Here is a 12,105-nt window from a genome sequence, read left to right on the forward strand (position 1 = left end):
GACCCTGAATCCGCCTCTTCCGCCCCGCAAGGCGCCTCAAGCGACAGCGTGCCGCCTTGGGAAGACTTGCCGGCCGAGGCGTCCGTAACGCCCGATACTGCTGCTGCCGCCAAGGCCGCCGGTTCCGCGGCGCTGGCGGTCACTCCCGCGGTGGCGGCCGTGCTGGCCAGCGCGCCGCCCGAGTCCGATGACGGCGGCCCGCCCTCCTGGGTCGACGAAGAAATCCCGTTCGAAGCCGAAGGCGGCTTTGTCCCGGACGGCGGCTTTACGTCCGATCCGGACGACGACGACTTCGAAACCCTGGCCAGCGCGCCGTCCGCCGCACCGGTCACGGCCGCGCCGGCCCGGCGCGAAGGCCCGGCGCCGGCGCGCAAGCGCGCCGGCGGCTCAGGCCAATCGCGCGCCCGCATGACGGACATGACGTCCGCCGGCTGGCCCGAACTGGCCGCGCGCCTGCCCGTCACCGGACTCGCGGCGGAACTGGCGCGCCAGAGCGAATGGGCCGGCGTGCAGGGCGATGCGATCGTCCTGCGCGTGGCCGTCAAGACGCTGGCCGAAAGCGAAAGCCGGGTCCGCCTGCAAACCGTCCTGTGCGAACATTTCGGTCAGGGCATCCGGCTGGATGTGGAAGTCGGCATCACGGGCGACGCCACGGCGCATGCCGTGGCGAAGGCCGAGCGCGCCGCGCGCCAGCAGGCGGCGGAAGACGCCGTGGCCGTCGATCCTTTTGTACAAGCGTTGTTGGCCGATTTCGGGGGCCAGGTCGTACCCGGCTCCATCCGCCACGTTGATCCCCCAGCCGCTGCCTGAGGCGGCGGCAATCTCTCATTCCCCTCGTTCAAGGAACATCCATCATGATGAAAGGACAACTGGCCGGCCTGATGCGCCAGGCGCAGCAAATGCAGGAAAACATGAAGAAGGCGCAAGACGCGCTGGCTGAGATCCTGGTCGAAGGCGCCTCCGGCGGCGGCCTGGTCAAGGTCACCATGACCTGCCGCCACGACGTCAAGCGCGTCGTGATCGATCCGTCGCTGCTGGGCGACGACAAGGACATGCTGGAAGACCTGGTCGCCGCCGCGTTCAACGACGCGCTGCGCAAGGCTGAAACCACGTCGCAGGAAAAGATGGCGGGCGTTACCGCCGGCATGCCGCTGCCCCCGGGCATGAAGCTGCCGTTCTGATCGACGCCGCTCTGGGCTGCAATGGATCCCTTACTGCCTGAACCTGAACCGCTGGTGTCGCTGATCGAGGCGCTGCGGCGCCTGCCCGGCGTGGGCGTGCGATCGGCCAGACGCATGGCGTACCACCTGCTGCAGCATGACCCGCAAGGCGCGGACATGCTGGGGCAGGCGCTGGCCGGCGCCGTGCGGGATCTGAAGCATTGCGCGCGGTGCAACAGCTTTTCGGAAGAAGAGGTCTGCGGCACCTGCGCCAATCCCAAGCGCGATCCTTCGCTCTTGTGCATCGTGGAAACGCCGGCCGACCAGAACATGATCGAGTCCAGCCACGGCTATCGTGGCCTGTACTACGTGCTGATGGGGCGGGTGGCGCCGCTTGAGGGCATCGGCCCGCGCGAACTGGATTTCGATCGCGTCATCAAGCGCGCCACCGATGGCGTGGTGCAGGAAGTCATCCTGGCCACCAACTTCACCGCCGAAGGCGAAACCACGGCCCACTTCCTGGGCGAAGCCCTGGGGGAGCGCGGCTTGCGCGTCACGCGCCTGGCGCGTGGCGTGCCGGCCGGCAGTGAACTGGAATACGTGGACGCCGGCACCATCGCCTGGGCGCTGATGGAGCGTAAGACGACATAAGGCAGGGCTCGCCATATCAAAAGCCCGCTGGCAACGTACTGGCGTGGCAACCGTGAGGAAGACAAACCATGTCAGCGCTGACCGGACTCAAGGTCCTGGAACTCGGCACGCTCATCGCCGGCCCCTTCGCCGCGCGCATCTTCGGCGAATTCGGCGCCGATGTCATCAAGGTGGAAACGCCGCATGGCCCTGACGGCACGGGCGGCGGAGACCCCATCCGCAGTTGGCGCCACCTGCACGAGGGCAATTCGCTCTGGTGGACGGTGCAGGCCCGCAACAAGCAATCCATCGCCCTGAACCTGAAAGACCCGCGCGCCCAGGAGATCGCCCGCAAGCTGGCGCTGGACGCCGATGTCGTGGTCGAGAACTACCGGCCGGGCGTGCTGGAGAAATGGGGCCTGGGCTTCGAGCAGCTGCGCGCCATCAATCCCGCGCTGATCATGGTGCGGCTGTCCGGCTACGGCCAGACCGGCCCCATGAAAGACCAGCCCGGTTTCGGCGCCATCGGCGAATCGATGGGCGGCCTGCGCTACGTGTCCGGTCATCCCGACCGGCCGCCGCTGCGGGTCGGCATTTCCATCGGCGACTCGATTGCCGCGCTGCATGGCGTGATCGGCGCCATGATGGCGCTGCGCCACCGCGACGCCACGGGCGGCCGCTGGAACGGCAAGACGGGCGAGGCCTGCCAGGCCGGGCAAGGCCAGATGGTGGACGTGGCCCTGTACGAGGCCGTCTTCAACATGATGGAAAGCCTGGTCCCCGAATACGACGTGGCCGGCGTGGTGCGCGAGCGCACCGGCGGCGCGCTGCCGGGCATCGTGCCGTCCAATACCTACACCACCCGCGACGGCCAGAACGTCGTCATCGCGGGCAACGGCGACGCCATCTTCCACCGCTTGATGCGCGCCATCGGCCGGGACGACCTGGCCGAGGATCCCGATCTGGTGCGTAACGACGGGCGCGCGCGCCGCGTCGAAGAGATCGACGGCGCCATCCAGCAATGGTGCGGCGGCCGCGGCATCGACGAGGCGCTGGGCGTGCTCAAAGGCGCGGACGTGCCCGTCGGCAAGATCTACAGCGTGGCCGACATGTTCAGCGATCCGCAGTTCCTGGCGCGCCGGATGATCGAACAGCACCACTTCGCCGACGGCAGTCCCGTCAAGCTGCCGGCGGTGGTTCCCAAGCTGTCGGAGACCCCCGGCCAGACGCGCTGGGTGGGCCCGGCATTAGGGGAACATACGGAGGAAGTCCTGAAATCGCTGGGGTATGATTCAGCGGCTATTGATGAGCTGGCGAAGACCGGCGCTATCGGTAAACCCGACAATTAGGAGACAACCACATGTCAGTTACCCGCCGTGACTTGCTCAAGATGGCCGGCGCTGCCGGCGTCATGGGCATGGCGCCCGCCATCGTGCGCGCACAGAAGCTTGAAAAGACCAAGGTCCAGATCGCCGTGGGCGGCAAGCCCCTGATCTATTACCTGCCCTTGTCCATCGCAGAAGCCCGCGGCTACTTCAAGGATGAAGGCCTCGATGTCAGCATCGCCGACTTTGCCGGCGGCTCCAAGGCGTTGCAGGCAGTGGTGGGCGGCAGCGCCGACGTCGTGTCGGGCGCGTTCGAGCACACGCTGGCGATGCAGTCCAAGGGCCAGGCCTACCGCGCCTTCGTGCTGCAGGGCCGCGCGCCGATGATCGGCGTGGGCGTGTCCAAGAAGAACCTGCCCAACTACAAGGGCCCCGCCGACTTGAAGGGCAAGAAGATCGGTGTGACCGCGCCGGGCTCGTCCACCAACATGGTGGTCAGCTTCTTCCTGGCCAAGCACGGCCTGAAGGCATCCGACGTCTCCATCATCGGCGTGGGCGCCGGCGCGGGAGCCGTGACGGCATTGCGCAGCGGCCAGATCGACGCCATCTCCAACACCGACCCTGTGGTGTCGATGCTGGAAATGCCGGGCGACATCCAGATCATCGTCGACACGCGCACCCTGAAAGACACCCAGGACATCTTCGGCGGCAACATGCCGGCCGGCTGCCTGTACGCGCCGCAGGCGTTCATCGACGCCAATCCGAACACGACGCAGGCGCTGACGAATGCGCTGGTCCGCGCGGACAAGTGGATCCAGAAGGCAGGGCCCGACGAGATCGCCAAGATCGTGCCGGAGACCTATCTGCTGGGCGATCCGGCCGTCTACAAGGCTGCCATCGCCAAGAGCCTGGAAGGCCTGTCGCCCGACGGCATGATCCCCGAAGACGGCGCCGCGACCGCGTTGAAGGCCCTGGCGGCCTATCAGGCGGACTTCGACGGCGCGAAGATCGATCCTTCCAAGGTCTGGACCAACGATTTCGCCCGTCGCGCCAACGAGAAGTATGCCAATGGCTGAAGCCGCGCTGTCGCTGGAAAATATCAGTTGCACCTTTGTGTCGCGTGACGACCGGTCACAGCGCTACACCGCCGTCAGCGACACGACCCTGGCCATCGCGCCAGGGGAGTTCGTGTCGGTGGTGGGGCCGACCGGTTGCGGAAAATCCACCTTGCTCAACGTCGGGGCCGGTTTGCTGGCGCCGTCGTCGGGCCAGGTGAAAGTATTCGGGCAACCGTTGTCCGGCATCAATTCCCGCGCGGGTTATATGTTCCAGGGCGAGGCGCTCTTGCCCTGGCGCAGCGCGCTGGACAACGTGGTGGCGGGGCTGGACTTCGCCGGCGTGCCGCGTCCGGAAGCGCTGGAGCGAGGCCGCGAGTGGATGCGCCGGGTTGGCCTGGGCGGATTCGAGCAACGTTATCCGCACCAGATGTCGGGCGGCATGCGCAAGCGCGCGATGCTGGCCCAGACGCTGATCCGCGATCCGGACATCATCCTGATGGACGAACCGTTCTCCGCCCTGGACATCCAGACGCGCCAGCTGATGGAAAACGAGGTGCTGGAACTGTGGATGGCCAAACGCAAGGCTGTGCTGTTCATCACGCACGATCTGGATGAAGCCATCGCGATGAGCGACCGCGTGATCGTGCTGTCGGCAGGGCCGGGCACGCATCCGATCGGCGAATTCGCGATCGACCTGCCGCGTCCGCGCGACGTGGCCGAGGTGCGCGCCCATCCGCGTTTCGTCGAGCTGCATACCGCCATCTGGGCGGTGCTGCGCGAAGAAGTGCTCAAGGGCTATGCCCAACAGAAGCGAGCCTGAGGTATGTCGAAGTCATTCAAATCCGGTTCCGCCAGCCTGCGCTTCTGGCAACTGCTGCTGCTGGTCGTCATCCTGGGCGTCTGGCATTTCGCCTCGCGCGACTCCAAGGTGGCGTTCTTCTTTGGCGAGCCGCTGAAAGTCTGGGGCCGCATCTGGGCCTGGTTCGTCACCAACGCGGATATCTACACCCACCTGTGGGTGACCCTGACCGAAACCGTGCTGGCGTTCTTCATCGGCACCATCGCCGGCTTGGGCTTCGGCCTGTGGCTGGGGCTGTCGCCGCGCGCAAGCGCCATCCTCGATCCCTACATCAAGGCCGCCAACTCGATGCCGCGCGTCATTCTGGCGCCCATCTTCGGGATGTGGTTCGGGCTGGGAATCTGGTCCAAGGTGGCGCTGGCGGTCACGCTGGTGTTCTTCATCGTGTTCTTCAACGTCTACCAGGGCGTGCGCGAAGTCAGCCCGACCTTGCTGGACAATGCCCGCATGCTGGGCGCGCGCAAGCGCCAGTTGCTGCGCCACGTCTATCTGCCGTCCGCCACCAGCTGGGTATTCTCCAGCCTGCATACGTCCGTGGGCCTGGCCTTCGTGGGCGCCGTGGTGGGAGAGTACCTGGGCTCGGCAAGCGGGGTGGGCTACCTGATCCTGCAAGCGGAAGGCACGTTCGACGTGAACACGGTGTTTGCGGGCATCGTCGTGCTGACGGCATTCGCGCTGGTGCTGGACTACATCGTCGGCATCGGTGAAAAGCGCCTGATGAAGTGGCAGCCCAAATCGGGCGAAACCGAAAAGCTGTAGGCAAGCTGTCCGGCGGCGGCGCATCAGCCGCCGCGCGGGCGGCTCAGGCTCGCAGCGCCTGCCGGCTGTGCAGCCAGGCCGTCAGGCTGTCAAACGCGTCGCGGGCGCCTTGCAGGGCGTGGGCCTCGCTGCCTCGGGCCCCGGCTTCGCTGTCCAGATACTGCAGGAACGCTTTCCACATCGGCCCCACCTGTTCGCCGTAGCCGCGCAGATAGCGCAGCGGCAGGGCGGGAGTGACGTCGGCCAGGTGCTTGGCCAGGAAGCGTCCTCCCAATTGCGATCCCTCGACCACGTAGGCCACGCCCAAGGCGTAAGCGTTTGCCGCAAGCACCCGAGGCGCATCCGCGCATTGCGGCACGGGCGCCGCATCTCCGGCATCGGCCAGGTCTGCGCGGATCCAATCGCTCTTGCCAGCGCGCGTATGCGCCTGCAGGCTGTCCGGCCAGTCCAACTGCCAAAGCCGCTGCTCCAGCGGTTCCAGCCAGCCCAGCAAGGCGCGCAGGTAATTCAGATAATCGGCGCGGTCCACGTCGCCGCTTGTCAGGGCCAGGCCCTGGTCCAGCGTTTCGTGCCTGTCACGCGTGCCTTCTCGAAGCACCTGATGAACGGGGGAAATCATGTCGGCCACTCACTTGTCGAGGGTGGGGGCAGGCAGGTGGAGCGACCAGCCATGCGTTTGACGCTCCAGGCGCCAGCCTGATGCGGCCGCAAGAAGGTCGACTTCCTGCGGATCGAAACCGGTGGGCTGGACGTCGCTGAAGTCCGGGGCCGCGGAGAAACGGGCGTGCCAGGCATCGGCATGCGAAAAATCCAGCGTCAGCGCCGCGCCGGCGGGAAGGGCCGGCAGCAGGCACAGCAACCACGCCAGCAGCAGGTAGCGCGATGCGAATTGCGGCAGCTCGACTTCGGCGATGTCTTCGGACCAGGTGACGCTGCGCCCGGACAGCAGCAGGTGCGAGAACATGAGCTTGCGGCATTCCCGCAGCAAGGCGTCGGCCGATGCGCACGCGCCTTGATCCACCAGCCATTGATCCAGGTCGCGCACGATGGCGACGCTGTCTTCGAGCATGCCCGTCAGGTCGCCGGCCAACCGGTGGCAGCGTTGCTGCAGGGCGTCGGCGCTGGCGCCTTCAGGGCTCTGGCGCAGCATCGCAGCCGCCAATGTGGCGTTGGACAGCGGGCCGACCACCTCGTGGCGAAGCACGGGAAAGACCTGGGCCAGCACCTTCAGGCGCACCCCATGCGCTGCCAGGGCTTCCAGGAGATCAGATGTCGGCATCGGGGGCGCCACGTTCAGTGCGCCTGGCGCAGGATGGCCAGCAGCGCGTCGGGATCGGCGGGCTTTTCGATCCAGCCGTTGAACATGCCTTCCGTGTCGTCGCGCCGTTCCTGGCGGGCCAGTCCGCTCAGGGCATAGATGCGGGTGTCCCTGGCGCGCGCGCGCAACCGGGTGGCCAATTCGTAGCCGTCCATGTCGGGCAGCAGGATGTCCACCAGCACCGCTTCGGGCGCAAAGCTGTCGGCCAGTTCCAGGGCGGCTTCACCGGTGGCGGCGCACCGCGTTTCCACTCCGGAAAGCGCCAGGAACTCGGCAAGCAGCTCCGAGCCCATTTCATTGTCGTCAACCAGCAGGACGCGAATCGCGCGCACGTCGTTCAAAAGGGTACCTCCAGAAATCAAAGAGCGGGCGCGTCGCGCAGGTCGCGCGGCAGCGTCACCGTGAAAATGACCAGCCCGTCGCGGCATTCGACCGCGATCTCGCCATCATGGTCGCGCACGACCTGATCGGCGATGTACAGGCCCAGCCCCAGGCCATTGCGGTTACGCGAATGGCCCATCGACTCAGGTTTGAAAGGCGAAAACAGGTGCGCCAGCACCTCTTCCGCGATGGGCGCGCCGTGGTTCACGACGCGCAATTCGATATTGTCGCCTACCTGCCGTGCCAGCACTTGGATGGGCTGGCGCGGGGCGCCGTGTTGGCGTGCATTGCTCATCAGGTTGGTCACCACCTGAGCGATGCGATCGGTATCGGCCATCAGTTCCAGGCCGGGCGTCACCTCGGGCTCGATGCGCAATCCAGGATATGCCTGGCGCTTTTCGTCGATCAGGCCGTTGACGAGATCGCTCAGGTTGCACAGCCGCTTCTCGATGCCCAACCCCATGCCGCCCTGCAGGCGGGACAGGTCCAGTACCTGCGAGATCAGGCGCTGCATCCGGCCGCTGGAATAGCGGATGCGTTCGCCCATGCGGGCCCCGGAATCCGTCTTGGACAACAGCGTGGCGGCCATGGAAATGGACTGCAGCGGATCGCGCAGATCGTGGCCCAGCATGGCCAGCAGCGCGGTCCGCGCCCGGTCCACGTCAGCGGCGCGGCTGGTCGCGATGTGGGACAGTTCGTCGCGCAGGTTGTCGGCGGCTTCCAGTTCGGCGGGCAGCCAGGTCGTGCAGGTGTTGCGCACGACTTCGCGCCAGGCCTCGAACGAGCCGCGCGGCGTCAGGCGCGGCCCCAGATTGCCGACGGTGTATTGTTTCTCCGGCTTTCCGCCCCACACCAGCGTTTCGATCTGCTCTTTGCGCAACCAGATCAGCCAGCCATTGTTCATGGGGTCGAATTTGCACGCGAGCAGTCCGGCGTAAGGCACCAGATCGGTCTGCAGTTCAGGATAGTCGCGGGCGATGTTGTCGGTGTGCACCAGGCGCTGGCCGCTTTGGTCCAGCGCGCACAGGATGCCCGCCAACTCGCCGCGCGGCGCGATGCCGCCGAACACGGTGACGCTGTTGCCCCACAGGCACAGCGCGGCGTCGTTCGGGATCAGCGAAGCGGGCGTCGTGGGGCCGGCGGACAGCGCCAGATGCAGGTTTTCCGACGCGGACACGCGTTCGGTCAGTTCGCTGACCAGCGCCGCATTGCGGCGCGCCTGAGCGGCGCGCTCACTGCCTTCGAAATTGGCCAGCGCGGCCGACAGCACTTGCGCCAGCGCTTCGCAGGCCTGGCGCGCCGGGTAGGGGATCGGGCGCGGCGAATGATGGTGGCAGGCGATCATGCCCCACAGCCGGCCATCAATGACGATCGACAGGCTCATCGACGCTTGCACGCCCATGTTCGCCATGTATTCCAGATGGATCGGCGACACGCTGCGCAACGCGGAAAAGCTCATGTCCAGCGGCCGTGGATCCGAGCCAGGCGCGCCCAGCACGCGGATCGGCGTATAGCGGGCGTCTGCGATCTGGCGCAAGGTGTTGACGGTGTACAGGCGGCGCGCCTGCGCCGGGATGTCGCCGGCCGGATACCGGCGTCCCACCCAGTCCTCCAGCGATTCGTGGCGTTGCTCGGCCACGATCTCGCCGCTGTCGTCAGGATGGAAGCGGTAGGCCATGACGCGGTCGAAGCCGGTGGCGCGGCGCACCTCGCGCACGGCGCTTTCCAGCAGGCCCTGGATGTCGCGCTGGCCACGCACCCGTTCGATGCTGCGGTAGATGCGCGCCGGGTCGGCGATGCCCGTGTCGTCCACCCGCAGTTCCAGCTCGATGATCGTCAGGCCGTCCGTGTTGCGGTGGCCGATCACGTCGAACGTCGCGTGATTCAGCGCGATGGTCAACGGGTCGAAGATAGGGTCGGGATTGCCCAGCCAGACGGCCAGGTAGTGGGCCAGGGCGGGAGGCAGCGCGCCGGGCGCGCAGGGTTGGCCCAGGGTCAGCGGCGCACCCAGCACGTCGGGCGCGTTTTCGCTGGCGAACCGCAAGTTGCCGTCCGCGTCGAACGCAATCAGCGCGCCCAGCGGCTGGATGGCGCCCGGTACGTGTATCGGTTCGCTATCGCAGTTCGCGAGCGTGACGGGTGGAACGGATTGGGTGGGCGCATTCATTCTGGGTATATACCGGGGACGCGCAATGTGCTGTCATTATGTCAAATATATTGTATGAATGTGTGCATTTGCAGCCCCGTCACCTATATGGAGATTCCATGGCCCGTCTTCCCTACGCCGATCTGACTCATCCCGAAGCACGGCCCCTGGTCGATCGCATCGTCGCCGAACGCGGCAGCGTCCTGCACCTGTACCAGATGCTGCTGCACAGCCCGGCGGTTGCGGGCGGCTGGTTGAACTATCTGACCTCGATCCGCCAGTTGAGCACGCTGCCCGGCGACCTGCGCGAATTGGTGATCATGCGGGTGGCGGCGATCAATGGCGCGCCTTACGAGGCCGACCAGCATGCGCCGATCGCGCTGAAAGAGGGCGTTTCGCAAGCGCAGCTGGATGCGCTGGACGCCTGGGAAGACTCGGACCTGTTCGGCGAACGCGAAAAGGCGGTGCTGGCTTATACCGATGCGATGACCCGCCAGGTGCAGGTGCCGGAACCGGTGTTCCAGGCGGCGCGGGCGGCAATGGGGTCGGATAAGCTCATCGTCGAGCTGACCGCGACGGTCGCGGCGTACAACATGGTGTCGCGCTTCCTGGAAGCGCTGCAAGTGCATTCGCACGACCACCGCTAGGGGCGGGGAAGGGGCGCGCGCGCCGGCAAGGCCCGCTGCCCCCGATTCGCTTCAGCCGCGCTGCGCGTCGATCAGCGCGTCCAGCTTGATCGCGTCCGCCACGAAGAGGCGGATGCCCTCCGAGAGCTTCTCGGTCGCCATGGCGTCCTCGTTGAGCAGGGTGCGGAATGTGATTTCGTCCGACCCGATGCGCGCGATGGGTTCGCCCGTGTCGTCGGCGCGCAATTGCGCGGGAACGTCGCCGGGCGCGCTGGCCAGCTGGTTCAGCAGATCGGGGCTGATCGTCAGCAGGTCGCAGCCCGACAGCGCCACGATTTGCCCTGCATTGCGAAAGCTCGCGCCCATGATTTCGGTGGGAATGCCGTGCTGTTTGTAGTAGCGGTAGATGCGCGTCACGGACAGCACGCCGGGGTCCCGCGCGCCCGCGTTGTCGGCTTCCACCCAGGACGCGCCGGCGCTTTTCTTGTACCAGTCGTAGATGCGGCCGACAAAGGGCGAAATCAATTGCACCTTGGCATCGGCGCAGGCGACGGCCTGGGGCAAGGAAAACAGCAGCGTCAGGTTGCAGCGCACGCCTTCAGCCTGCAAGGCGCGGGCGGCCTGGATGCCCTCCCAGGTGGAGGCGATCTTGATCAGCACGCGTTCGCGCGGCACGCCGGCGGCTTCATAGAGCGCGATCAGCCCGCGGGCGCGCTCGATGGTGGCGCGGGTGTCGAAGGACAGGCGGGCATCCACCTCGGTCGACACGCGACCCGGCACGATGTTCAGGATGGCGCGGCCAAAGGCGACCAGCAGGCGGTCCACGAGCTCAGGCGTCGAGGCGCCGCCATGGTCGCGGGCCGTTTTCTCCAGCAGCGGCCGGTAGGCATCCTGCTGGACGGCCTTCAGAATCAGGGACGGATTGGTGGTGGCGTCGGTGGGACGCAGCGCCTTCATCGCTTCGAAATCCCCCGTGTCGGCGACAACGGTGGTGTGATTGCGCAGGGCGTCAAGTTGGCTGGACATGGGCAGATACGGCTCACAACGGCAAGGGTTGAAGGTGCCTTAGCGTATCACTGCCCGGTGTTGGCTGCCGTCGTCCAATTGCGCGAGGCCGGGCACGCGCGCCGCAAAGGGCAAATCGCGGCTACGGGCCTTATTTGGCGCGGTTCGCCGGGAATTTCGGCCTGTCGGAGTATAATCCGAAGGTTTGATTATCGATTCTACAACCGGGGTTTACTGTGCTGCCGCAACTTTTTCCCGAGGGGATCAACCGCTTCCCTCCTGCAATTCTGGCTCTGGCGGACGGTACCATTTTTCGAGGCGTGTCGATCGGTGCGCCTGGCCATACCGTTGCCGAAGTGGTGTTCAACACCGCGATGACCGGGTACCAGGAAATTCTCACCGATCCCAGCTATAGCGGCCAGATCGTCACGCTGACGTATCCGCATATTGGCAACACCGGCGTCAATGCCGAAGACGTGGAAGCCAATCGCGTCTATGCCGCCGGACTGGTGGTCCGCGACTGTCCCGCCCGCGTGTCGAACTTCCGTTCCACGCAATCCCTGCCCGACTATCTGGCCGCGCAGGGCATCGTCGCCATTTCCGGCATCGACACCCGCAAGCTCACGCGCATCCTGCGTGAAAAAGGCGCTCAAGGCGCCTGCATCTTTGTTGGCACCGACGCCGAGCGCGCGGTCGAACTGGCCAAGGGCTTTGCCGGCATGGCCGGCCAGGATCTGGCCAAGGTCGTCTCCACCAAGGTAAGCAGCGAATGGACCGAAGGCACCTGGCAACTGGGTGAAGGCTTCTCCAAGCCCGACCAGTCCAAGTTCCACGTCGT

The 12,105-nt window shown here is 66.2% G+C and carries 13 protein-coding genes and 1 pseudogene; 9 read left to right on the top strand and 5 right to left on the bottom strand.

All coding sequences use genetic code 11. From position 1 onward, the window contains the following. From ACO6D5_RS20085 to ACO6D5_RS20115, 7 genes and pseudogenes are all read left to right on the top strand, one after another. A pseudogene (locus ACO6D5_RS20085) lies at window positions 1–810 on the top strand (DNA polymerase III subunit gamma/tau); the annotation flags it as partial. Window positions 811–854: 44 nt separating this feature from the next. Then, window positions 855–1,181 (top strand): YbaB/EbfC family nucleoid-associated protein, encoded by a 327-nt coding sequence (locus tag ACO6D5_RS20090; RefSeq protein WP_006221090.1) that lies wholly within the window; start codon window positions 855–857, stop codon window positions 1,179–1,181. Between the two features lie 21 nt (window positions 1,182–1,202). Further along, window positions 1,203–1,811, top strand: coding sequence for a recombination mediator RecR (gene recR / locus ACO6D5_RS20095; protein WP_315527551.1), 609 nt, complete (start codon window positions 1,203–1,205; stop codon window positions 1,809–1,811). A gap of 68 nt (window positions 1,812–1,879) precedes the next feature. After that, on the top strand, window positions 1,880–3,139 hold the full coding sequence (locus tag ACO6D5_RS20100; RefSeq protein ID WP_315527549.1) for a CoA transferase: 1,260 nt from the start codon (window positions 1,880–1,882) through the stop codon (window positions 3,137–3,139). Window positions 3,140–3,150: 11 nt separating this feature from the next. Next, on the top strand, window positions 3,151–4,191 hold the full coding sequence (locus tag ACO6D5_RS20105) for an ABC transporter substrate-binding protein (RefSeq protein ID WP_315527546.1): 1,041 nt from the start codon (window positions 3,151–3,153) through the stop codon (window positions 4,189–4,191). Then, window positions 4,184–4,993 (top strand): ABC transporter ATP-binding protein, encoded by an 810-nt coding sequence (locus ACO6D5_RS20110; protein WP_315527543.1) that lies wholly within the window; start codon window positions 4,184–4,186, stop codon window positions 4,991–4,993. The genes ACO6D5_RS20105 and ACO6D5_RS20110 overlap by 8 nt, the downstream gene beginning before the upstream one ends. Window positions 4,994–4,996: 3 nt before the next feature. Continuing rightward, window positions 4,997–5,791 (top strand): ABC transporter permease, encoded by a 795-nt coding sequence (locus ACO6D5_RS20115; RefSeq protein ID WP_006222859.1) that lies wholly within the window; start codon window positions 4,997–4,999, stop codon window positions 5,789–5,791. 43 nt (window positions 5,792–5,834) lie between these two features. Here ACO6D5_RS20115 and ACO6D5_RS20120 read toward each other — a convergent pair whose 3' ends face one another. Genes ACO6D5_RS20120 through ACO6D5_RS20135 form a run of 4 tightly spaced genes read right to left on the bottom strand, consistent with a single transcriptional unit; the run spans window position 5,835 to window position 9,657 of the window. Next, entirely contained in the window at window positions 5,835–6,410 is a 576-nt protein-coding gene (locus ACO6D5_RS20120; protein ID WP_315527537.1) for a biliverdin-producing heme oxygenase, read from the bottom strand. Window positions 6,411–6,419: 9 nt separating this feature from the next. Continuing rightward, on the bottom strand, window positions 6,420–7,070 hold the full coding sequence (locus ACO6D5_RS20125) for a hypothetical protein (protein ID WP_485826336.1): 651 nt from the start codon (window positions 7,068–7,070) through the stop codon (window positions 6,420–6,422). Between the two features lie 14 nt (window positions 7,071–7,084). Beyond that, window positions 7,085–7,441, bottom strand: coding sequence for a response regulator (locus ACO6D5_RS20130; RefSeq protein WP_315527732.1), 357 nt, complete (start codon window positions 7,439–7,441; stop codon window positions 7,085–7,087). A 26-nt stretch (window positions 7,442–7,467) separates the two neighbouring features. Beyond that, entirely contained in the window at window positions 7,468–9,657 is a 2,190-nt protein-coding gene (locus ACO6D5_RS20135) for an ATP-binding protein (RefSeq protein WP_485826337.1), read from the bottom strand. 98 nt (window positions 9,658–9,755) lie between these two features. On the opposite strand from ACO6D5_RS20135, the gene ACO6D5_RS20140 reads away from it, so the two are divergent. Continuing rightward, on the top strand, window positions 9,756–10,283 hold the full coding sequence (locus tag ACO6D5_RS20140; protein WP_315527530.1) for a carboxymuconolactone decarboxylase family protein: 528 nt from the start codon (window positions 9,756–9,758) through the stop codon (window positions 10,281–10,283). A gap of 51 nt (window positions 10,284–10,334) precedes the next feature. Here the strand turns inward: ACO6D5_RS20140 and tal are convergent, their stop codons facing one another. Continuing rightward, on the bottom strand, window positions 10,335–11,288 hold the full coding sequence (gene tal, locus ACO6D5_RS20145; protein ID WP_485826338.1) for a transaldolase: 954 nt from the start codon (window positions 11,286–11,288) through the stop codon (window positions 10,335–10,337). A 242-nt stretch (window positions 11,289–11,530) separates the two neighbouring features. On the opposite strand from tal, the gene ACO6D5_RS20150 reads away from it, so the two are divergent. After that, window positions 11,531–12,105 (top strand): carbamoyl-phosphate synthase domain-containing protein (locus ACO6D5_RS20150; RefSeq protein ID WP_485826348.1); only part of this gene is annotated, 575 nt, incomplete at its 3' end.

The organism is Achromobacter sp. (genome assembly GCF_057314935.1).

Excerpts from the sequence above, each read along its gene's own strand:
- ACO6D5_RS20090 (WP_006221090.1), top strand. The coding sequence starts at position 855 with ATGATGAAAGGACAACTGGCCGGCCTGATGCGCCAGGCGCAGCAAATG.
- recR (WP_315527551.1), top strand. The coding sequence starts at position 1,203 with ATGGATCCCTTACTGCCTGAACCTGAACCGCTGGTGTCGCTGATCGAG.
- ACO6D5_RS20100 (WP_315527549.1), top strand. The coding sequence starts at position 1,880 with ATGTCAGCGCTGACCGGACTCAAGGTCCTGGAACTCGGCACGCTCATC.
- ACO6D5_RS20105 (WP_315527546.1), top strand. The coding sequence starts at position 3,151 with ATGTCAGTTACCCGCCGTGACTTGCTCAAGATGGCCGGCGCTGCCGGC.
- ACO6D5_RS20110 (WP_315527543.1), top strand. The coding sequence starts at position 4,184 with ATGGCTGAAGCCGCGCTGTCGCTGGAAAATATCAGTTGCACCTTTGTG.
- ACO6D5_RS20115 (WP_006222859.1), top strand. The coding sequence starts at position 4,997 with ATGTCGAAGTCATTCAAATCCGGTTCCGCCAGCCTGCGCTTCTGGCAA.
- ACO6D5_RS20120 (WP_315527537.1), bottom strand. The coding sequence starts at position 6,410 with ATGATTTCCCCCGTTCATCAGGTGCTTCGAGAAGGCACGCGTGACAGG.
- ACO6D5_RS20125 (WP_485826336.1), bottom strand. The coding sequence starts at position 7,070 with ATGCCGACATCTGATCTCCTGGAAGCCCTGGCAGCGCATGGGGTGCGC.
- ACO6D5_RS20135 (WP_485826337.1), bottom strand. The coding sequence starts at position 9,657 with ATGAATGCGCCCACCCAATCCGTTCCACCCGTCACGCTCGCGAACTGC.
- ACO6D5_RS20140 (WP_315527530.1), top strand. The coding sequence starts at position 9,756 with ATGGCCCGTCTTCCCTACGCCGATCTGACTCATCCCGAAGCACGGCCC.
- tal (WP_485826338.1), bottom strand. The coding sequence starts at position 11,288 with ATGTCCAGCCAACTTGACGCCCTGCGCAATCACACCACCGTTGTCGCC.